At 46.9% G+C, this 22,555-nt stretch carries 20 protein-coding genes and 1 riboswitch; of the genes, 12 read left to right on the top strand and 8 right to left on the bottom strand.

Annotation, left to right across the window (positions count from 1 at the left end; translation table 11 throughout):
- The 8 genes from DWW70_RS06235 to DWW70_RS06200 all read left to right on the top strand — a co-directional run bounded on the left by DWW70_RS06235 (position 1) and on the right by DWW70_RS06200 (position 9,922).
- Positions 1-525 carry an adenine phosphoribosyltransferase gene (locus DWW70_RS06235; protein ID WP_117549784.1) on the top strand — a complete coding sequence of 175 codons (525 nt, stop codon included), beginning with the start codon at positions 1-3 and terminating at the stop codon, positions 523-525.
- 35 nt (positions 526-560) lie between these two features.
- The gene (locus tag DWW70_RS06230) at positions 561-3,005 is read left to right on the top strand and encodes a RelA/SpoT family protein (RefSeq protein ID WP_015534327.1); all 2,445 of its coding nucleotides are present in this window, start codon (positions 561-563) and stop codon (positions 3,003-3,005) included.
- Between the two features lie 17 nt (positions 3,006-3,022).
- Positions 3,023-3,664: an MBL fold metallo-hydrolase gene (locus tag DWW70_RS06225; RefSeq protein ID WP_243017687.1), complete on the top strand. Its 642-nt coding sequence runs from the start codon at positions 3,023-3,025 to the stop codon at positions 3,662-3,664.
- A 21-nt stretch (positions 3,665-3,685) separates the two neighbouring features.
- A complete protein-coding gene (gene hemZ, locus DWW70_RS06220; RefSeq protein WP_118649468.1) occupies positions 3,686-5,191 on the top strand; it encodes a coproporphyrinogen dehydrogenase HemZ in 1,506 nt (501 codons plus the stop codon).
- Positions 5,182-5,796, top strand: coding sequence for an HD-GYP domain-containing protein (locus DWW70_RS06215; RefSeq protein ID WP_022217474.1), 615 nt, complete (start codon positions 5,182-5,184; stop codon positions 5,794-5,796). The genes hemZ and DWW70_RS06215 overlap by 10 nt, the downstream gene beginning before the upstream one ends.
- A gap of 54 nt (positions 5,797-5,850) precedes the next feature.
- Positions 5,851-7,683: an aspartate--tRNA ligase gene (gene aspS / locus DWW70_RS06210; protein ID WP_118649467.1), complete on the top strand. Its 1,833-nt coding sequence runs from the start codon at positions 5,851-5,853 to the stop codon at positions 7,681-7,683.
- Between the two features lie 189 nt (positions 7,684-7,872).
- Positions 7,873-8,322 (top strand): protease complex subunit PrcB family protein, encoded by a 450-nt coding sequence (locus DWW70_RS06205; protein ID WP_238051193.1) that lies wholly within the window; start codon positions 7,873-7,875, stop codon positions 8,320-8,322.
- Positions 8,323-8,356: 34 nt separating this feature from the next.
- Complete coding sequence (locus tag DWW70_RS06200; protein WP_055271962.1) at positions 8,357-9,922, top strand: DUF3794 and LysM peptidoglycan-binding domain-containing protein; 1,566 nt, start codon at positions 8,357-8,359, stop codon at positions 9,920-9,922.
- Here DWW70_RS06200 and DWW70_RS06195 read toward each other — a convergent pair.
- Complete coding sequence (locus DWW70_RS06195) at positions 9,919-10,236, bottom strand: helix-turn-helix domain-containing protein (RefSeq protein WP_117875344.1); 318 nt, start codon at positions 10,234-10,236, stop codon at positions 9,919-9,921. The genes DWW70_RS06200 and DWW70_RS06195 overlap by 4 nt on opposite strands.
- Before the next feature lie 151 nt (positions 10,237-10,387).
- Positions 10,388-10,963, bottom strand: coding sequence for a biotin transporter BioY (locus DWW70_RS06190; protein WP_015534320.1), 576 nt, complete (start codon positions 10,961-10,963; stop codon positions 10,388-10,390).
- Between the two features lie 264 nt (positions 10,964-11,227).
- Here DWW70_RS06190 and DWW70_RS06185 point away from each other — a divergent pair, with 264 nt between their 5' ends.
- The 4 genes from DWW70_RS06185 to metK all read left to right on the top strand — a co-directional run bounded on the left by DWW70_RS06185 (position 11,228) and on the right by metK (position 14,894).
- The gene (locus DWW70_RS06185) at positions 11,228-12,052 is read left to right on the top strand and encodes a nitrilase-related carbon-nitrogen hydrolase (RefSeq protein ID WP_118649466.1); all 825 of its coding nucleotides are present in this window, start codon (positions 11,228-11,230) and stop codon (positions 12,050-12,052) included.
- Between the two features lie 101 nt (positions 12,053-12,153).
- Entirely contained in the window at positions 12,154-12,570 is a 417-nt protein-coding gene (locus tag DWW70_RS06180; RefSeq protein ID WP_015534318.1) for an HIT family protein, read from the top strand.
- A 124-nt stretch (positions 12,571-12,694) separates the two neighbouring features.
- Complete coding sequence (locus tag DWW70_RS06175; RefSeq protein ID WP_118649656.1) at positions 12,695-13,426, top strand: TraX family protein; 732 nt, start codon at positions 12,695-12,697, stop codon at positions 13,424-13,426.
- Positions 13,427-13,509: 83 nt separating this feature from the next.
- A riboswitch (SAM riboswitch) is annotated at positions 13,510-13,636 on the top strand.
- Positions 13,637-13,706: 70 nt separating this feature from the next.
- The gene (metK, locus tag DWW70_RS06170; RefSeq protein ID WP_022217499.1) at positions 13,707-14,894 is read left to right on the top strand and encodes a methionine adenosyltransferase; all 1,188 of its coding nucleotides are present in this window, start codon (positions 13,707-13,709) and stop codon (positions 14,892-14,894) included.
- Positions 14,895-14,987: 93 nt separating this feature from the next.
- Here the strand turns inward: metK and DWW70_RS06165 are convergent, their stop codons facing one another.
- The 6 genes from DWW70_RS06165 to DWW70_RS06140 all read right to left on the bottom strand — a co-directional run bounded on the left by DWW70_RS06165 (position 14,988) and on the right by DWW70_RS06140 (position 22,468).
- Positions 14,988-16,415, bottom strand: coding sequence for a cohesin domain-containing protein (locus DWW70_RS06165; protein WP_117875340.1), 1,428 nt, complete (start codon positions 16,413-16,415; stop codon positions 14,988-14,990).
- 24 nt (positions 16,416-16,439) lie between these two features.
- On the bottom strand, positions 16,440-18,560 hold the full coding sequence (locus tag DWW70_RS06160; RefSeq protein ID WP_243017686.1) for a cadherin-like beta sandwich domain-containing protein: 2,121 nt from the start codon (positions 18,558-18,560) through the stop codon (positions 16,440-16,442).
- Positions 18,561-18,767: 207 nt separating this feature from the next.
- A complete protein-coding gene (locus DWW70_RS06155; protein ID WP_015534313.1) occupies positions 18,768-20,069 on the bottom strand; it encodes a UDP-N-acetylglucosamine 1-carboxyvinyltransferase in 1,302 nt (433 codons plus the stop codon).
- A gap of 74 nt (positions 20,070-20,143) precedes the next feature.
- Entirely contained in the window at positions 20,144-20,557 is a 414-nt protein-coding gene (locus DWW70_RS06150; protein WP_118649465.1) for an aspartate carbamoyltransferase regulatory subunit, read from the bottom strand.
- An 11-nt stretch (positions 20,558-20,568) separates the two neighbouring features.
- Complete coding sequence (gene pyrB / locus DWW70_RS06145; RefSeq protein WP_022217502.1) at positions 20,569-21,498, bottom strand: aspartate carbamoyltransferase; 930 nt, start codon at positions 21,496-21,498, stop codon at positions 20,569-20,571.
- 37 nt (positions 21,499-21,535) lie between these two features.
- Positions 21,536-22,468 (bottom strand): ornithine carbamoyltransferase, encoded by a 933-nt coding sequence (locus DWW70_RS06140; RefSeq protein ID WP_022217503.1) that lies wholly within the window; start codon positions 22,466-22,468, stop codon positions 21,536-21,538.
- Positions 22,469-22,555: the final 87 nt, after the last annotated feature.

The raw sequence follows: 22,555 nt of genomic DNA, 5'->3' as shown, positions 1-22,555 counted from the left end.
ATGAGTGAGGTAGAAAAGTATATCAAGAGTATTCCTGATTTTCCACAGCCGGGAATCATATTCAGGGATGTGACAAGTGTAACAGAGAATCCTGAGGGCATGAAGCTGGCCATCGATGAGATGGACAAGCTGCTGGAGGGAGTAGATTACGATGTCATCGCCGGAGCAGAGTCCAGAGGATTTATATTTGGAGCACCGCTGGCCTACAAGAACGGCAAAGGACTTGTTCTCGTGAGAAAGAAGGGCAAGCTTCCAAGAGAGACCGTGGAGATGTCTTACGATCTTGAGTATGGACAGGCTACTATAGAGATACATAAGGATTCCATCAAGCCGGGTGAGAAGGTTGTGCTGGTGGATGATCTTATTGCAACAGGTGGAACCATAGAGGCTGCGGCTAAGCTTATAGAGAGCCTTGGCGGAATAGTAGTCAAGATGGTATTCCTCATAGAGCTGACAGACTTGAAGGGAAGAGAGAGACTTTCCAAATATGACGTGGCTTCAGTAGTACAGTTTGAGGGCGAATGATCAGGGCAGAATAAAACAGGAAGTGTGGTGAGCATATGGGAGAGACATTGGATAAGACACAGGACAATATAATAGCTCAGGAGACAAAGAGGGCTGCGGAAGCAGGTGTTATCACCTCGGAGCAGGCCACGAAGGATGGAATAGCAGCCATCGAGAAGGCTCTTGCGTCTGGCAAGAATGTTCCTCAGAATGAACTTATAAAGCTGGAGGAGCAGGCGAATAAGCAGATGAAGGCGAAGAGAGAGATAGATCTGTCCACACCGGCAGATTTTACACCGCCGGAGGAATTGTATAAGGAGCTTATCTCAAGGATACTCACATATCACCCATCTGCCGACATCACTATGATAGAGAAGGCATATAAGGTGGCGGACGCTGCCCACAAGGGACAGCTCAGAAAGTCCGGGGAGCCTTATATCATGCACCCTCTGAATGTGGCCATAATCCTGGCAGAGCTTGAGCTCGACAAGGAGACGATAGTGGCAGGGATACTCCACGATGTCGTTGAGGATACAGTCATGACATCTGAGGAGATAGCAGCGGAGTTCTCCGAGGAGGTTGCTTTCCTTGTGGATGGAGTTACGAAGCTGACACAGCTCAAGATGACCACGGACAAGATAGAGGTTCAGGCGGAGAATCTGCGTAAGATGTTCCTCTCCATGGCGAAGGATATCAGAGTCATACTGATAAAGCTGGCGGACAGACTCCACAATCTGAGAACCCTCCAGTATCAGTCACCGGAGAAGCAGATAGAGAAGGCCAGAGAGACCATGGATATATATGCGCCTATCGCACACAGACTTGGTATCAGCAAGATCAAGGTCGAGCTGGATGACCTGTCCATGATGTACCTCATGCCGGATGTGTACAAGGATCTCAAGGCGCAGATAGACGAGAAGCTTACCGAGAGGGATGCTTATATCAAGAGGGTCGTTGCCGATGTCAAGAAGCATATTGATAATGCCGGACTTGAGGCTGAGATAGACGGAAGAGTAAAGCATTTCTTCAGTATATATAAGAAGATGAAGAACCAGAACAAGACTCTGGATCAGATATACGATATATTTGCGGTACGTATCAAGGTGAATACGGTCAGGGACTGTTACTCAGCACTGGGTATCATTCATGAGATGTACAAGCCTATTCCGGGAAGATTCAAGGACTACATAGCCATGCCTAAGTCCAACATGTACCAGTCCCTTCACACCACACTGATCGGACCTGAGGGACAGCCATTTGAGATACAGATAAGAACCTACGAGATGCACAGAACGGCTGAGTATGGTATCGCTGCGCACTGGAAGTACAAGGAGAACATAACCGGTACGGTCATGCAGAAGGAGGAGGAAAAGCTCTCCTGGCTCCGTCAGATCCTTGAGTGGCAGAGGGATACCGATGACAACAAGGAGTTCATGAGCTTTGTCAAGACTGACCTTGATCTCTTTGCTGAACAGGTATACTGCTTTACTCCTGCCGGAGATGTTAAGAACCTTCCTAGCGGATCCACACCTATAGATTTTGCTTATGCCATTCACACGGCGGTGGGCAACAAGATGGTCGGTGCAAGGATCAACGGACGACAGGTTCCTATAGATACCAAGCTCAACAACGGAGATCGTGTGGAGATCATAACCTCACAGAACTCCACAGGACCAAGCCGTGACTGGCTGAATATAGTCAAGAGTACACAGGCGAGGACAAAGATCAACCAGTGGTTTAAGCATCAGCTCAAGGATGAGAATATCAGCCGCGGAAGAGAGCTCATACTGAACTACTGCAAATCAAAGGGAATAGACTACTCCATGTACTCAAAGCCTGAGTATCAGGAGAAGATATACAAGAAGTACAATTTCCAGGATTGGGATTCCATAGTTGCCGCCGTTGGACATGGCGGAATCAAGGAAGGTCAGATAGTAAACCGTCTGATTGATGAGTACAACAAGGAGCACAAGCCACAGACTGCCACGAACGCTGAGGTTCTGGACGAGTATTCGGTGAAGAAGAACCATGGCAACCATACCGGCAAGGGTGGAATAATCGTAAACGGCATAGATGACGTTGCCGTGAGATTCTCCAAGTGCTGTTCACCTGTTCCGGGGGATGAGATCATAGGATTTATCACCAGAGGACGAGGTGTGTCCATACACCGTACTGACTGTGTAAATGTGTTGTGCATGAGCGAGGCGGACAGAGCCAGAGTCATCGAGGCAGAGTGGAAGGATGACGCTGTTGCATCGAACACATACATGACCGAGATAAATATATATGCAGATGACAGAAACGGCATATTATTTGACATAACCAAGATCCTCAGCGAGGCAAATATAAACGTAAACAGTATCAACAGCCGTACAAGCAAGCAGGGCAAGGCTACGATCACGATCTCATTTGCGATCAAGTCGAAGGAACAGTTGAATACGATAATTGCCAAGATAAGGAATGTTGATAATATAATTGATATAGAGAGAACTACGGGCTGATGGCCGGAAAGGTTTATATGGCGGAATTAAAAGTTATCAGAAGTGAGCTGGGAGGATTCCAGACGAATTGTTATATAGTGGCAAATGAGCAGACCGGGGAGGCGATAGTCATTGATCCTTCATGGAATGCGAATTATATATACAACACACTGAAGAAGAATGAGTATACCTGCGTTGGCATTTATCTCACTCACGGTCATGTGGATCACATGGCGGCGATGGGAGATCTGAAGAAGCTCACAGGTGCGGATACATATGCTTCGGAGGACGAGAAGGAAGTTCTCGGCAACAGCAGGGTGAACCTGTCGGCGATGATGACCAGTGTATTTGAAAAGGCGATAGAGACTGAGACGGATCACTATCTGAGCGACGGCAGTGTGAAGAAGCTGCTTGGCACTGAGATGAGATGCATCAGTGTGTCGGGACATACCAGAGGCGGAATGTGCTATTACTTCGAGTCAGAGAATATACTGTTCTCAGGGGATACGCTGTTCAAATACAGTGTGGGAAGATCGGATTTCCCTACAGGTGATGAGCATGCGCTGCTCGAGAACATAAGAGAGAAGCTGTTTGTGCTTCCTGATGATACCGTGGTGTACCCTGGACACGGGGAGACAACACTTATAAGAAAAGAGAAGAAGATGAATCCGTTCTTCTGATGGGCGGATCATGGTGGAAATATGATATTACTGATACAGAATATAGAAGATTACAACAATGATCTCCGGGTGAGTCTCCAGGCCTTCTACGGCGGTGAAAGAATAGTGGTTCCGGAGATATTTGACAAAAAGCCGGAGCTTAAGGCGGAGATAGACAAGGCGCTTGTGGCGGATATAGATGACAATAGAATAAATATAGAGCTGTATTCTGTAGCAGACGGAGGAGAGCGGACTTTGGCGTGCAGCACACAGATCCCTGTGGATGGCGACTGCCGGGATAAGAGTGCCGTGAGGAATCCGTTAAAGCTGGCGATATACAACATGCTTTCGGAGTATACAGACCGCAGACTTCCGTGGGGCTCCCTGACGGGTATCAGACCTACGAAGATAGCTGTGTCTTATATGGAAGCAGGGATGACCTCAGAGGATATAATAGGAAACTACCAGGAGATATATGGAACCTCCCGTGAGAAAGCCGAGCTGGCAGTGGCGGTGGCTGACAGGGAGAAAAAAATCATAGACTCTGTGGCGGAGGAGGACGAATACTGTCTGTATATAGGCATACCGTTCTGTCCGACAAGATGTTTGTACTGTTCATTTACCTCATATCCGATCGCGGTATATAAGAATAAGGTGGGTGCATATCTGGACGCAGTCGAGAAAGAGATGGCATACGTTGCGGAGGCATATTCCGGAAAACGGCTCATATCAATATATGTGGGAGGCGGAACGCCGTCATCCATATCTGCGGAGCATATGGACAGACTCTGCAGCATGATAGAGAAGTCATTTGACCTGTCACAGGTGAGGGAGTTCACCATAGAAGCGGGCAGACCGGACAGTACCACATTTGACAAGCTTGAGGTCATGAAGCGCCACGGAGTGACGCGTATAAGCATAAATCCACAGACCATGAACGAGGAGACATTAAGGACCATAGGCAGGGCACATACGCCGGAGCAGACGGTCATAGCCATGGAGAATGCCCGGAGAGCGGGCTTTGACAACATCAACATGGATCTGATAGTGGGACTTCCGGGAGAGGACACGGACAGTGTGGAGAACACGCTGAGACAGGTGAAGGAGCTTTCCCCTGAAAGTCTGACGGTTCACACCCTTGCCATCAAGAGGGCGGCGAATCTGAACATAGAGATGGACAAATACCGTGACACCCTGAAGTCGGATATAGACAGCCAGCTTGGTGCTGTTACGAGGGCGGCGGCTGAGATGGGGCTTGATCCATACTATCTGTACAGACAGAAGAACATGACCGGCAATCTGGAGAACGTGGGTTACTCGAAGCCGGGGCTTGAGTGCCTGTACAATATACTCATCATGGAGGAGAGGACTGACATCATCGGTCTCGGTGCCGGAAGCTCATCGAAGCTTGTGGTGAGACCAGGACATGACGGAGTGACAGAGGGGACACGTATAGACAGAATAGAGAATTGTAAGAGTGTAGACGATTATATAGCTCGAATAGATGAGATGATCGAGCGTAAGAAAGCGGGATTTATATGGGATTAGCATTGGAGAAGGATGCAGAAGAATGCTATTCAGTTGATATGAATGATGCGGTGCGCCATGGAATGTGTGTGAGTATACTGGCATCTGAGCTGGCGAGGGAGCTGGGCTGCGATGAGGAATTCATACACAAGGTTGCCGTGGCGGGAATGCTGCACGATGTGGGCAAGCTGCAGGTGAGTCCTTACATATATGGACGGCGGCAGGGTGCGATGAAGATCGAGGAGATGAGATACGTCAGGCTGCATGCCAAGCTTGGCGCGGAGATACTTAAGCGTGAGGGCTACGATCAGGACATAGTGGATATGGTGCACTATCACCATGAGAACTATGACGGCTCGGGATATCCGTACAGGATGCGGGGCGAGGAGATACCACTCGGCGCAAGACTTATCAGAGTGTGCGATGTGTTCAGTGCACTGGTCAGCGACAGACCATATAGGAAGGCATTTGACGCGGATACGGCATTTGGAATGGTGATAGATGAGGTGAGACACTTCGACATGAGGGCGTTCCTGGCATTCCAGCGGCTGATCAACACCACAGACATCATGAGCAGGGTGGATCAGGTGCTTCACGGCGATATTCCAGGTCTTGACGAAAAATGAAAAAAGTGTATAGTGACATAAGGAAAGTTTTTAATTTTAGGAGGATAGCGTAAGATGGCAGAATCTATGCAGGGGCTTAAGAGAAGCCACAGATGTACAGAGGTTAGCAGTGCCAACATAGGTGAGAAAGTTACCGTGATGGGCTGGATTCAGAAGAGCAGAAATAAAGGTGGAATAATCTTTGTAGATCTTCGAGATAGAAGTGGAATATTACAGGTTATATTTGAGGAGTCACAGTGTGGCGCAGAGTGCTTCGAGAAGGCAGGAAAGCTCCGTTCAGAGTTCGTTGCAGCCATCGAGGGAACAGTGTGCAAGCGTGCGGGTGCAGTGAATGAGAACCTTGCAACAGGAGACATCGAGGTCGTTGCAAGCAGCCTCCGTATACTGTCAGAGGCAGAGACACCTCCATTCCCTATAGAGGAGAACAGCAAGACCAAGGAGGAGATAAGGCTCAAGTACAGATATCTCGACCTCAGACGTCCTGACCTCCAGAGAAATCTTATCATGAAGAGTAAGGTAGCCACCATCGCCAGACAGTTCATGGCAGATGAGGGATTCCTTGAGATAGAGACACCTATGCTGACCAAGTCAACACCAGAGGGAGCAAGAGATTACCTTGTGCCAAGCCGTGTACACCCTGGTACATTCTACGCTCTGCCACAGTCACCACAGCTCTTCAAGCAGCTTCTTATGTGCTCTGGTTACGACAGATATTTCCAGATCGCAAGATGCTTCCGTGACGAGGATCTCCGTGCAGACAGACAGCCGGAGTTCACCCAGATGGATATGGAGCTCTCATTTGTTGACGTTGACGATGTAATCGATGTAAATGAGCGTCTTCTTGCAAAGCTCTTCAAGGAGATACTTGATCTCGACATCCAGCTTCCAATTCAGAGAATGACATGGCAGGAGGCAATGGACAGATTTGGTTCAGATAAGCCTGACCTCAGATTTGGACTCGAGCTCAAGGATGTCAGCGATGTTGTCAAGGACTGTGAGTTCGGAGTATTCACAGGTGCCCTTGCAAATGGCGGAACAGTCCGCGGTATCAATGCCGAGGGACAGGGAAGCATGCCTAGAAAGAAGATAGATGCCCTTATCGAGTATGCAAAGACATACGGCGCAAAGGGACTTGCATATATAGTTATCAACGAGGATGGAAGCTACAAGTCATCATTTGCCAAGTTCATGACAGAGGAGCAGATGAACGCCCTTGTGGCAGCCATGGATGGAAAGCCTGGCGACCTGCTTCTGTTCGCAGCGGACAAGACAAAGATCGTATGGACAGTCCTCGGCGCACTGAGATGCCATCTGGCAGAGCTCATGGGACTTGTGGACAAGAATGTATACAGATTCGTGTGGATCACAGAGTTCCCACTTCTTGAGTGGTCAGACGAGGAGAACAGATTCACAGCTATGCACCATCCATTTACCATGCCTATGGAGGAGGATCTTCAGTACATCGATTCTGATCCGGGCAGGGTTCGTGCAAAGGCTTATGATATAGTATTAAACGGAAATGAGATCGGTGGAGGTTCAGTCAGAATCCATCAGGATGACATTCAGGAGAAGATGTTCGAGTGCCTTGGCTTTACAAAGGCCGAGGCTCACGAGAGATTCGGATTCCTTCTGGATGCGTTCAAGTACGGAGTACCACCTCACGCAGGACTTGCCTATGGTCTTGACCGTCTGGTCATGCTCATGGCAAAGCAGGATTCTATCCGTGACGTAATCGCATTCCCTAAGGTAAAGGATGCATCATGTCTCATGACAAATGCGCCTGACTATGTAGACGACAAACAGCTCGCTGAGCTTGGAATCGAGGTCACACCAGAGGCTGAGGCCGAGATCGAGGCTGAGAAGAGCGCACCTGCAGACGCAGAGTAGAATGACAGAATAATATACAGAAGGACGAGCTTCTGATACGGAGGCGGGATATCAAACAGGATATCCCGCCTCTTTTTTGCGTTCACAGACATAAAGAGCAAATGGGGTACATATACTATACCAAAGTGTGTTAAGTGGCTTAAAATGACAGCCAGACACCTTAAAAAGCAAATGGTGGAGGTGATACATGTGGAAAATGAAAAAGAGTTTCTAAGAGGGAGAATGTGGGGCAGACTTACCTTCCTGCTGGTGGTTGCACTGGAGCTCATGATATTCTGCGTTGGATGTGCAAGGTTTGAGGTGTCGGACAGTGGTGAGCCGCTGCTCTATGACGTGTGCGATGAGACCATGCTGCCGGATGAACTGGTTACCATCATAGACAAAAAGAAGGAAAACCCATTTAATCTCGTATATTCAAACAGCACATATACATATATAGTCATCGCTGCGGGCATGCAGGAGAGGGATGACGTTGGGGTGACTCTGGAGGAGATGTACAAGGACGACAATGCCATTTACATCAAGGGAGTTTTAAGGCAGGTGGCGACTCCGACGGATGGCGTGAAGGGAGACAATGTATCATTTCCTTATATGGTGGTCAGGATAGTGAAGATGGATCTTCCGGTTGTATTCAAGTAGAACGGTATATCATAAAAAATAAGGTGGGGAAAATATGGAGCTTACTAAGAACAGGATCACAACGACGAATCTTAAGGCGGCAAAATATGTTGAGTTTACCGTGGATGACGATTTCAATGTCCCTGATGTGAAGGGGGATATAGACAGACAGATAGCCAGCAAAGGACAGGTGACGATAGAAAACATAGACGTCATGGAGGGCAAGGCGCGCATCACAGGAACTGTGAGCTACGCCATCCTATACCAGACGGACCGGGAGGGGTATTCATTTGAGAGCCATGACGGAGAGCTGCCATTTGAGGAGACGATAAATGCGGATGAACTGTCGCTGGGAGATAAGGTTTCCGTACAGGGTGTGCTGGAGGATCTGTACGTGACCGTGATAAATTCCAGAAAATACGAGGTGAGAGGGCTTGTGGGCGTGAAGCTCTGGGCGTGCCAGCAGATCACCGCGGAGGGCGCCGTGGGCATAGCAAACGGCTCTGGTATAGAGTGCATGACGGAGAAGGTAAGCTTTACAAATCTTGCGGCGTCTTCCAGAGACATAATGAAGATAAAGGAGGACATAGAGATCCCGGCAAATAAGCCGAATATCGGACGTGTGCTGTGGGATCAGGTGAACTTCTCGGAGATAGAGAGCCGTGCCACGGATGTGGGGGTACATATAAGCGGCAAGATGGACATATTTGTCATATACAAGCCGGATGACGAGGTGGCTCCGGTGCAGTATGTCAGCGCCACGAGGGAGTTCCAGGACACTGTGAACTGCGATGGAATAGACGAGGATATGATACTGGACGATATGATAACCGCATCCCGCGGTTCGGTGTCCGTGCGTGCAAATGACGGCGGTGAGGACAGGATACTCCAGGTGGAGAGCAGCCTCAATGTGGACATCAAGGTGTACGAGGACGTGGAGGCAGACCTTCTCAAGGATATGTTCTCATATTCTGCGCAGGTCGATCCCGTCAGGAGCAGATTCAGCTACGAGAACCTTCTCATGAGAAACAATGCAAAGACGAGGGTCGTGAAGAAGGAGAGGCTCAAGAGCAGCCAGCCGTCCATTCTCCAGATCGTAAATGTGACGGGCAGTGTGGATATAGACGATGTCAGGCCGGCGGATGACGCCGTGGTCGTCGAGGGTGCTGTGAAGGCGGCAGTTCTTTATGTGTCATCGGATGACAGCAGACCTCTGTGTCAGATGGAGGTGGTAGCTCCATTTTCATACAGGGTGGAGACTGTTCCGCTCAGAACTCAGGATTCCATCAGGATTACCCCTGCACTCAATCAGATCACGGCGGCGCTGCCGGGCAATGACGAGGTGGAGATAAAAGCCATAGTGGATATGGGAATGACCATATTTACCCGGAAAGAGATAGAGCTTATCGATGACATGACGGTGGCTCCGGTCGATATGAAGAAGAAAGCGGTGGCGCCAGGTATAGTGGGCTATGTTGTGCGTGACGGTGACAGCATATGGTCGATCGCAAAACAGTATTATTCCAGTCTTGATTCCATAAGAAAGCTCAACAGCCTTGAGGGGGATGACGTGAAAGCCGGTGACAGGTTGATAGTGGTCAAATGTGCGGGAAAGAATTAGCTGTTGCCCTTCCAGTGTATATTGTATTTTCCCGGTGATCTGGGATCCTGGTCGGTGACAGCGGCTTCTCTGTAATATTCTTCGTATGGAACAGGGTTGTTGGTGATTCCAAGAATGTAATCGGATGACACGTTATATAACTCGGTGAGATATATAAGGTGATGGATTGGCAGCGCGCTTGCGCCCCTTTCATAACGTGCGTACATGGTCTGTGAGGTGTTCAGATAGCGGGCAACATATTGTTGTGTAAAGTCATGATCTTCCCGCAGTCCCCGGATTCTTTCTATATACTTTTTATCCTTGCTAAATTCCATATACTGCATTCGATCACCCGCAAAAATGATAACATACGGGTTTGTGACCCTTTTAATTTTAGTAAATATGTTTACTAAACGAGATGGTAACAAAAAAGTGCAATCATAGCCGACAGCTATAATTGCACTTAAGTTTGTGTATTTCCATTAATCAGGCTTCTTTTGCCTGTTCATTGGCCTCTTTGTCGTCCTTCTCAGGGAGAAGTCTCTTGAACAGTGGAACGAGCTGTGCGGCGATGACAGCCTTAACGAGGTCGAGTGGAATGAATGCCACGAAACCTGATAAGAATGCAACCTTCCATGTGAGGTTACCGTTGAACTTCCACCAGATCATTCCCACGATATCAATGATCACGACTCCTATGATCGCAACGATGGTATACTTAAGTCTCTTGTACTTTTTGCCTTTGATGAGACCGACTACGATTGATGCAATGATGAATGAGAAGGTGTATCCACCGAATACTCCGAACAGATATCCAAGGCCTGCGCCTCCGCCGATGAATACAGGAACGCCGATGGCACCCATGATCATCCAAAGTGCTATTATGATCGTTGAGTCTCTGAGCTCAAATACGAGAGCTATCAGAATTATCATAAAGTTGAGTAATGTGATGTGTGCTGCGTTAGGGAGCGGTGTTGGAATGCTCAGGTAAGCGGATGCACACAGAATTGCAGTGAACATGGCCATCATGACCAGCTCTACAGTGGTAAATGCTTTTTTCATTTGTAATAATCCTCCAGTGATTGTAATGCCCGTGTACAGCTTATTCACAACAAATCCAGGTAGCTTCGACGGGCTGATGACGAATACTGCCTGGATTTGTTAACCTATACACAAGGGCTATGGTTGACATTATATATACACACGGGAGAAATGTCAACCATAAATTTTGAGCGCAGGTTAACATTTGCAAAACACACGTTATTGTGTAAAATACTTAATATAGAATTCGAACAATATACAGAGTGTATACACAGGAGGCGGGATATGATAAAGGTCGGAATCACGGAGATCGATATTGGATACGAGGATAAGGAGTATGCCAGGGAGCACTGTCTTGAGGTCATGCAGGAGGCATATGAGAATGGCGTTGAGCTCTTGGTGTTTCCTGAGATGACGCTGACGGGATTTACCATGATGCCCGCGCGCATGTGGGAGGCGTACAGGGATGGTGAGATACCGGAGAGCGTTTCGTTTTTCATGGAGAACAGCAGGAAATACGATATGGCCATGGCATTTGGTTATATAGAAGCTTTTATGGCTGATGGAAGCGGTGAGTTTGATGAGAGCAGAAGGAAGGTATTTGAAAATAAGCTGGCGATTGTCAGTGGAGATCGGGTGATCATGGATTATACCAAGATACATCCTTTTTCGTTCAGCGGTGAGGACAGGGTGTACCGGGCAGGCAGCCGCATTTGTCAGGCGAATGTCAAGGATCTGAGGCTGGGCGGATACATATGCTATGATCTCAGATTCCCGGAGATATTTTCGGCGGCCAGGGATTCTTACGATGCCATACTTGTGATAGCTAACTGGCCTGAGGAGAGAGTCGCCCAGTGGGAAGCACTGCTCAGGGCGAGGGCCATTGAGAATCAGGCATACGTGATAGGCGTGAACAGAGTGGGCATGGGAAAAAGGGAAAGATATGTTCCTAGCTCACATATATATGATATATTTGGAAATGAACTGGCTGAGAGGGAGAGCGACAGACTGCTCGTTGCGGAGCTTGATCCTGCGGTCATAGCAGGTGCCAGAAAGACATTCCCGCAGAGCAGGGACAGAAAGAATGATTTTTACAGGTCAATATTATAGAATTATTTGACTGGTGTATAAAACTGGTGTTCTCTTTGGTGCTTGTAATATTTTGTCAGATGGTTTACAATGGATAGAGGCAATGAGGAGGTAAAACTTATATGAATAAGGACGATTGCATTTTTTGTAAGATAGCCAACGGTGAGATTCCATCAGCGACAGTTTATGAGGATAGTATCTGCAGAGTAATACTTGATGTGAATCCTGCTAACAAGGGCCATGCGCTTATTATCCCGAAAGAACATTTTGACAATATATACAGCATGGATGCTGAGACAGCAGCCAAGATATTTACTATAGCTACAGAGGTGGCAAAGGCACAGAAGGCTGAGCTGAATCCGGACGGACTGAATATCCTTCAGAACAACGGCGAGGCAGCAGGCCAGACTGTATTCCACTTCCATATGCATCTTGTTCCAAGATACATCAAGGACAACGTGACTATGACCTGGATACCGGGTAAGGCTGATACAGAGGAGCTGTCAGCATTGTCTAAGGCTCTCAGAAAGAGAATCTAGACGATTGAAGATAGATATATAAGGTTTTGTGAGAAGAGCAGCACATGATGAACATAAGTCATGTGCTGTTTTTTCTGTTACGGTGTTAATGATAGAAAGAGCAGGCGGTAGGAAAGGACTGTATATGGAATATAATGAAGAAACTGAGGAAAGAGGGCTGAGGCGGCTGTCGTCAAATGCGCTCAAGCTGACAGCCTGTGTGTGTATGGCCGTAGATCACATAGGCATAGTATTCATGGATAACAACTACATAATGCGCGCTGTGGGGCGCCTGGCATTTCCTGTATTTGCATTCCTGCTTGTACAGGGGCTTCTGCGTACATCCGACGTGAGGAGGTATCTTCTGAGACTTGGAATATTTGCGGTGGTGTCAGAGATACCATTTGATCTGGCAATGCACGATACGATCTGGTATCCGGGGGCTCAGAACATATTATTCACCCTGACAGCCGGACTGTTTGCCATATACGCCATGGATAGCCGGGGGCCAATCGGAAGATGGAAGGTCGAGATCGCACTGGCCGCAGCACTTCTGGCGGAGTTCCTGAGATTCGACTACGGCATGGCGGGAGTGGGAATCATAGTTATGTTCTATCTGATCGAGAAGGAGCGGAGTGGAGCGGATGCTTATACTCTGGCATATTTCAATAAGAAGCAGAACATTGAGATCGTGGTGCTCAGTTCGCTGGTATACATTCTCTGCCTGGGCATGAATCAGCTATATGCTCTGCTGGCGATGATACCTGTGAATATGTACAGCGGAGAGAGAGGAAGGATGAAGCTCAAGTATTTTTTCTACCTGTTTTATCCCCTGCATTTGCTGCTTATATGGTTTATATGGAAAATAATTCATTAAGCATCATTTCCCCCAAAAATATGTTGACTAATAACTCTCAATGATATAGAGTAATGATTGCATTTATAGATATTAGAAAAACGCTCTTATTCAGAATGGTGGAGTCAGAAGGGACGAAGAAGCCATGGCAACCCCGATGTGTTCGGAAGGTGCCGACCTGAGCGACGCAGAGATGTAGGAGATACAGGCTTTGTGCTCGAACAATGAGAGGCTTGACAGACACGATCAAACCGCTCATACGAAGCGGTTTTTCTTATGTACAAAAAGGAAAGGAAGTAGTATGGAAAGAAGATTATTTACATCGGAATCAGTAACAGAAGGACATCCTGACAAAATCTGTGACCAGATATCAGATGCAGTGCTTGACGCACTGATGGAGCAGGATCCAATGAGCCGTGTGGCATGTGAGACATCCATCACGACAGGTCTTGTGCTTGTCATGGGAGAGATCACAACCAACGCTTATGTGGATATTCAGAAGATCGTTCGTGAGACGATCAGAGAGATCGGATACGACAGAGCAAAGTACGGATTTGACTGCGATACATGCGGCGTTATCACAGCCATAGACGAGCAGTCATCAGATATTGCCATGGGAGTTGACAAGGCACTCGAGGCAAAGGAGCACCTCATGAGCGAGGATGACATCGAGGCGATCGGTGCCGGAGATCAGGGTATGATGTTCGGATTTGCAACAAATGAGACACCTGAGTACATGCCATATCCAATAGCACTTGCCCACAAGCTTGCAAGAAAGCTCACAGAGGTAAGAAAGAACGGAACACTCCCATACTTAAGACCGGACGGTAAGACACAGGTAACAGTTGAGTACGATGAGAATGACAAGCCTGTAAGACTTGATGCAGTCGTTCTCTCAACACAGCATGGAGAGGAAGTCAGCCAGGAGCAGATCCACGCTGACGTTAAGAAGTATATATTCGACGAGGTTCTTCCACAGGAGCTCATCGATGAGAATACCAAGTTCTTCATCAATCCAACAGGAAGATTCGTAATAGGTGGACCAAATGGAGACAGTGGTCTCACAGGACGTAAGATCATCGTTGACACATACGGCGGATATGCCCGTCACGGCGGCGGAGCCTTCTCAGGCAAGGATTGTACCAAGGTAGACCGTTCAGCGGCTTATGCGGCCCGCTACGTGGCTAAAAACATAGTTGCAGCAGGTCTGGCTGACAAGTGTGAGATACAGCTCTCATACGCTATCGGTGTTGCAAGACCTACATCCATCATGGTAGACACATTTGGCACAGGAAAGCTTTCAGATGAGAAGCTTGTCGAGATCATTAGAGAGCACTTTGACTTAAGACCAGCAGGTATCATCAAGATGCTTGACCTCAGAAGACCTATCTACAAGCAGACAGCAGCTTACGGACACTTCGGAAGAACAGATCTTGATCTCCCATGGGAGAAGCTGGACAAGGTGGATGTGCTGAAAGCATACTTATAAGCAGATTAAAAAAATTCAGACAAATATAAAAGCACATGTATCAGATTGAAACTGATACATGTGCTTTTTGTATATCACGTTATTCCGTGAGTATTAATCTTTGTATTTCTTTGCGGATTCAAGTGCCGCATCTATCTCGTCGAGGGATGCCTGGATCTTGCTCTCCGTACTCTCCGTATCCTCTTTGACGTCAAATGCTGAATCTATAGGCTCGCTGTCATCGGCGACATCCTCAAATGCAGTGTCGTCATAGTCGTCAGTGTGGATGACATCGTCCTCATCAGGAGATACCTGATTGTCGTAATCGGAGTCTGCGTAACTCTCGTGGATAACCTCGTTGTCCCCAGGGAAGAGCGCCTTGTTGTTGATGGTGGGCACCTCGCTATTGTCGTGGTGAGGCATTCTGACGTGTTCAGCGGCTTTTGCGGAAGGCTCGGCAGCTTCTGATGTTTCATTTGCTGTGCTTTCCTTCTCCTCGTTGTCCTTCTTCAGCTTGTCTATCTGAGCCTCGTAATCAGCGATGAGACCCTTGAGTGAGACAGCAAGGATGATGATGACAACGACCAGTATCACAAGAACTATGATGGCTATGAGCATTATTACGAACTTGTGCTTGTCTATGAAGCTGGACAGCGAATCCGTCTCCTCGATGAGATCCGTTGCGTCAAGGAAAGTTCCTTCATTTGGATTGAAGAAATACCAGCCCTGGTGTCCGTCGTTTGTTGCTGCGTAGAGGAGAACGGTGTTGGAACTGCTTCCCTTCATATAAGCTCTGATGTCCGTGTCGTTCAGGTTGATCTTCACTGGAAGATATCCGGTTGGCACTGAGACTGAATTAGGCTTTGGAATGATGTTATAAGTGTTGTTGTTTGAGTGAACGCTTACAAGGGTATCTGCAGGTGCGGATGCGTTCTGATCTGCCTCTGTGAGTGTTCCTACCTCATCCTCAGTAACAACAGGCTTGGTCTCGCTGTCGATCAATGCAAGAGGTGTTGCAGGCTCGGCTTCTGAACCGGTATCGCTGACAGTAGATGAAGCTGCTTCGGTGGAAGCGGCGGCTGACTTATCGCTGATGGTTACCGAGTTGTATGACGGTGTCATGTCTATCGACTCTTCTGTGTCGGAGATGACCTCAACTGCTGATGTCTCTATGCTGGCAGTTCCGCTTGCAATGGCGGTAAATGTAAATGTTGCTGTCATTGCATCTCCAGGCTTTACATTTGCCTGGGAGTAGCTTACGGTGCCCTCAGATTCCACGGTGCCGCCGCTCACAGCCTTGAGCAATGTGGAATCATATGTGATATTGTAGCTGTAGCTTGATAAAGCCTGATCGGCTGCGTTTATACTTACCTTGATCTCCACGGTATCGCCAACAACGACCGTGGTGGATGGAACCTCAACACTAAATGCGACTGTAGCGGCATAAGTGGTATGAAGCATGAAAAGCATCATAGTCAACACACATGCAACTTCTGTCATAAACGTTCTAAAGCTAAATCTTGTAGTCCTCATAATATTCATATACGGTTATCCACCGAGTCCTCCTTATCCTCTGTTAATTATTATGGTGTAAGTACGTGTAGCTTTACTCTGGGATTTACATACTATCTTAAATGTATTCTTTCCTGATTTCAGGGTTTTTGTTCCCTTTCCGCTCACTGTGGAGTAGCTGCTTACAGGTGAAGCGTTTATTTTCACACTTGATACAGATGAGCGCACATTTACCGTGTACTGTGTAGTGCTGTTTATTGCAAATGTAGGTGACAGCTTCTTGCCGCTTACAGAGAGTGTTTTCAGGTAGTTGTTCTGGTTGCCCGGATTAGCCGCAGGCATCTTCATTGCTGTGCTTGGCATATTCTTGTAAACAGGTATGGCAAATGTTATGGCCTTGTTGAGTGCTCCTGAAGACTTGTAGGCATCATATACCTTCCATGCCTCTGTTGTAGGGGCCTGTACATTTCCCATGTACTGATGCCAGTACAGGCAGTCTGTGTAGGTTACGTTGAACTTCTGAGTATACAGAGTGTTCTGACCCTTGTTGATGTAGGACTCTCCGATATACATCGCACCGCCGATTATTGATTTGGCAGGTGTTGTCCATGGCCTGTTGTACGATGTGCCCGATGAAGCCCATCTCAGACCGTTTGTTATAGCGTTGCCTGATGCACTCTCAAATGCACCGATATTGTAGAAGTTATATATGCCGGGATATGTGGCATTCTTACCGTTTGTTCCCGAGGTTATCGAGCCTCCGACCTCCTGCTTGATACGTGAAGCAATGTGGTAAGGGCTGACGCCGGATTTCTGTGCTGCGGTGATTATCATGGACGAATATGTGGTGGTCGAACCGGTTGGGTGCGCATTGTGCATAAACGAACCAGATAATATAGCCTCAACTCCTGACTTTGTCTGTGATGAGTCGTATGACAGCTTTTCAAATGCGAACATGGAGCTTGCGGATGACATATATGTTCTCGGATCGAGGTAATACTTTACAAGATCGTCCGAGGCTGCAAACCATGTTGAACCATCATATGATGAGTAGGAGTCTGTCTTGTAGTTGTATCCAACGGTCTGTGATCTCCAGCCGTAGTTAGGACTGTAAGATGTACAGTTTACAAGGTTGTTGACACGTCCCTGTACGTTGACCTCGTTCTTGACCACGTCGTTCCAGTTAAGGTTGGTGTGTACCGCCTTGAATATCCAGTTTGGGTGCTCCGCATGGAGCTTTCTGAGAAGCACTTTGTAGCTCTCAGGGAAGTTCTGGGCGGATAATTGCTTTTCAAATGCTGCATCCGATGTCTGGTTACCGTCAGGTTCCTTGTATGTTCCCATTGTGATGAGCGATGAGGAGATAAATCCTGTATACTTCTTGCTGCTGTATGTGAGGTTGACCTTGTACCATGACTTGTTGGATGTATCAGTCACGGAGAGTGCCTGTCCCTTCATGAGCATGATCGCGCTTCCGTTGTAGGTTATAGGTGTACCCGCTGCCGTATGGCGGAAGTATACATAGTCTTCATTCACGTAACCGCTCTTGGCTGCCTGAGCCGCTGTGGTAGGCTGCTGCGTAGTAGCCTTGGTCGTGGCCTTTGTTGTGGCTGAAGTGGAGTCGATCACGATGAACTTGGAATATACATAACCGGTGTAGCGCTTCTTCTTATATGTAAGCTTGACCTTGTACCATGTCTTGTTGGAAGTGCTCAGTACGGTCATGCTCTGACCGCCCATGAGCATGATCGGCGATCCGTTATACTTCAGCGGCGTGCCGTTTGGCGTTTTTCGGAAATATACATAGTTTTCATTTTTTCGAAGGTGAGCCTTCTTGGAGGTTGTCCTTGTTACCTTGATAAATGCGGAGTACACATAACCGGTGTAGCTCTTCTTCTTGTATGTAAGCTTGACCTTGTACCATGTCTTGTTGGAAGTGCTTAGTACGGTCATCTTCTGACCCTTCCTGAGGAGTATGGCCGAGCCGTTATATTTTATAGGCGTGCCGTTTGGTGATTTGCGGAAATACACGTAGTCAGACGTGAGAGTTCCCGTGGTCGCGGCTTCTGCGTGATTGTTTCCCACATACAGTCCGGTCACCGCGATGCAGACGACCGCCCAAATAAGCATTACGATAGAAATAGTAGTCCGGGTTCGTTTAGTATTGATATCCATAGTAACCTCCATTTTTCATAAAACAAATCTATATATAAAATAGTATTTATGACAAAATTACATCAGTCTAAGTTTACCATAATTATTGCAAATGAGCACCATTTTTGTGAAAAAAGTTATAAAAAAGTAATAAAATTGCAATAAAAAAGCTTTTGCCGGTCAGACAAGTGCTGACCGGCAAAAGCTTTTCGCCTTATGTCGTATATATTAACCTACTTTGAGCTTGAATTTCTGGATCTCTTTGTCCGTCTCTACCTTCTCGATGAGAGCACCAAGTCCGCGAAGCTTTTCGTCGAACTTCTCGTAGCCTCTCTGGATATACTTGATATCACATACAGTAGAGAAGTCGTTGGCCACAAGTGCCGCAATTACAAGTGCTGCGCCTGCTCTCAGGTCAGGTGCTGCAACATTTGCACCGGTGAATGTCTCCACACCATCGAGAATAGCGGTGTTGCCCTCGACTCTGATGTGTGCGCCCATTCTTGAAAGCTCTGCGACATACTTGAATCTGTTCTCAAATATGCTCTCGGTGACGATGCTTGTTCCGTTGGACAGTGCAAGTGTAACCGCCATCTGTGGCTGCATATCTGTCGGGAATCCCGGATATGGCAGAGTCTTGATGTTGGTAGCTTTGAGTCTCTTGTTGCACATTACTCTCACTGAATCATCGTACTCGATGACAGTGGCACCTATATCTGTAAGCTTTGAGGTTATAGCCTCAAGATGCTTAGGAATTACGTTCTTGATGAGGACGTTGCCTCTGGTGGCTGCTGCTGCAACCATGAAGGTTCCTGCCTCGATCTGATCCGGAATGATGGAATATGTAGTTCCGTGAAGTGACTTTACGCCACGGATACGGATGACATCAGTTCCGGCACCCTTGATGTTAGCACCCATACTGTTGAGGAAATTGGCAACATCAACGATATGTGGCTCCTTGGCTGCGTTCTCTATGGTAGTCTTGCCGTTTGCCATTACGGCGGCCATCATGACATTGATGGTGGCACCTACTGAGATCACATCCATGTAAATGTGGCTTCCGATCAGCTCATCAGCCTCAACGGATATCATACCGTTTGCTATATCAACGTGGGCTCCAAGTGCTTCAAAACCTTTTATGTGCAGATCTATCGGACGGGCTCCGATGTCGCATCCGCCTGGAAGAGCGACCTGTGAATGGTTATATTTGCCAAGCAGTGCGCCGAGCAGATAGTAGGATGCTCTGATCTTTCTGATATATTCGTCGTCGACACAGAGATCGGTATTCGGATTGATGGTTCCACCACATATAGCAACCGTGTGCTCGTCTATGTAACGGACCCTTGCGCCGATACCCTGAATGGCCTGAAGAAGGACTCTTGTATCTCTGACGTTCGGTACGTTTTCTATTGTGACTTCCTGGTCGGTCATGACTGCAGCGGCAAGTATTCCAAGTGCGGCATTCTTAGCACCCGCAATGGTAACTTCGCCCTCCAGAGGACGACCTCCCTTGATAACATACTGTTCCATATTTCACCTCTTAGATAATTCTCGGATTATCGCAACTTTATAGATTATAGCACATAAAACTGAAAAGTAAACAGTTACTTGTCTGCTTCACAGTATATACATCTGTAAATTCGCTTTTCTCTGTCTGTGAGTTTGAATATATGGGTTATTCCTTGCTCTGTGGTCGTAATGCATCTTGGATTGGTACATTTCTTTATTCCAACCAGTCTCTCAGGCAGTTCGATCTTACGTTTTTCAACGAGCTTGCCGTCCTTGATGATGTTGACGGATATATCCGGGTCGATATACCCCAGAACATCAAGGTTTATGTCGATATCCTGATCTATCTTAAGAATGTCCTTTCTTCCCATCTTCTCGCTTTTAACATTCTTGATTATAGCAACGGAGCAATCCAGCTTATCAAGATAAAGATCGTTGTATATCTGCAGGGCTTTGCCTGCTGTTATATGGTCAAGTACAATACCATTCTGAATACTGTCAATATTCATGATCATTCCTCCTATGCCTTAAAATCCTTGTCGAGTCCGAGAAGGTCCATGATGAGTGCCATTCGGACATATTTGCCGTTGAGTGCTTGTCGGAAATAACATGCTCTCGGATCGTCATCCACCTCAACAGATATCTCATTTACACGAGGAAGCGGGTGAAGGATCGACAGGTCAGGCCTAGCGAGAGCCAGCTTTGACTTGTCAAGAATATAGGTATCTTTCAGTCTTATGTAGTCCGCCTCGTTGAAGAAACGTTCTTTCTGGACTCTTGTCATATAGAGAACGTCCAGAGATCCGATAGCATCCTCAAGAGAGGAAATCTCCTCATATGGTATATTATTCTTTTCGATGACTTCTGTTCTTATATAATCAGGTAATTTTAATTCATCCGGTGATATGAGAATAAATTTTATGCCTTTGTATCGTGACATGGCCTTTATAAGTGAATGAACCGTACGACCAAACATAAGATCTCCGCAGAAACCTATGGTCATATTGTTTAGTCTGCCCTTCTCTCTCTTTATTGTGAGAAGATCGGCCAATGTCTGCGTAGGGTGATTGTGACCGCCGTCACCAGCATTAATAATAGGAACATCTGATTTCATGGAAGCCAGCATCGGGGCACCCTCTTTATAATGTCTCATAGCTATAATATCGGCATAACAGCTGACGATCTTGACGGTATCGCCCACACTCTCACCTTTTGTTGAAGATGAGGAGCTTGCAGATGAAAATCCGAGAACGTTTCCGCCAAGTTCCATCATGGCAGCCTCGAAGCTAAGTCTTGTGCGTGTGCTTGGTTCAAAGAACAGAGTTGCAAGCTTTTTGCCCTTACAGACTTCGCTGTATTTCTCTTTATTGTCGATGATGTCCTGTGCCAGCACGAGAAGGTGGTCAACCTCCTCAACTGACAGGTCCATTGGGTCTATTAAATGTCTCATTTGACATGATCCTCCTTAGGTTATCAGAATGAATATTTTAAGAATTAAGAAGGGTATACATAACAGCCTTCTCAGCGTGACGTCTGTTCTCAGCCTCATCCAAAATGTGGTTGAGGTTCTTGTCGATAACGCCCTGTGAGATCTCAAATCCCTGGTGCATAGGCATGTCGTGGAATACTATAGCCTTGCTGCCCTCTGTAAATTCCTCGTTGAGCTGGTAAGGCATCATCTTGGCGAGAGTCTCTTCCTTCTGCTGCTTGTATGCAGGGTTGTTGAAAAACTCCATGTCTACCCATGTATCTGTGTAGAGGATATCCATATCCTTTGCGTACTTCTTTGCCTCCTCCATGCTCATGGTAGGATCGAGTTCAACATAGTGGCCTGTAGCCTTTGCTGCTTCAAAGAAGTCATCACCACATACAGTGTTGTTTACAAGTGGTGTGAGTCCATAGATGGTTCCTTTCTTCATCTTTGCGAAGAACTCAACAAGAGAGTTGAATACATTATTCTTGGCACCGATGTACATAAGTTTTACATCGAGACTGCCAAACTTTTCTATAATAGTGAGGGCATCTGCCAGGATCTGGCATGGATGATAAGAACTGTCACATCCGTTGATAAATGGAACAGTAACATTGTTGCCGAACAGCTCGACTGTCTCATTCTTTACAAGACGTGCCATGATGATATCTACATTCCTGCATACATACTTAATCTCTGATACAGGCTCACCGAGTGTAAAGTTGGAATCCTTCCAGAGCTGGTTGTAATATGTACCGCCGAGCTCAGTTATACCTGTTGTAAATGAAAGAAATGTTCTTGTGGAAGTCTTCTCAAAAAGAGTGTAGAGTTTCTTGCCCTCAAGAGCGTGAGCGTACTTATCAGGGTTCTTCTTCATGTCAAGTGCCAGATTGAGAATATCCATCAGCTCATCAGCTGTGAAATTCTTGAAGTTAAGCATGTTTTTCATAACAAATGTCCTCTTTTCTCTAGAATTATAAATTGTTTGCAATACGGACAAACATAATCTGTGGATCCTGGCAATATATTTAGGATA

Source organism: Coprococcus sp. AF16-5, assembly GCF_003479365.1.
Lineage (GTDB): Bacteria > Bacillota > Clostridia > Lachnospirales > Lachnospiraceae > Coprococcus > Coprococcus aceti.
Note: the sequence above shows the minus strand (reverse complement) of the source record. Positions and strands in the feature narration are given on the sequence as shown.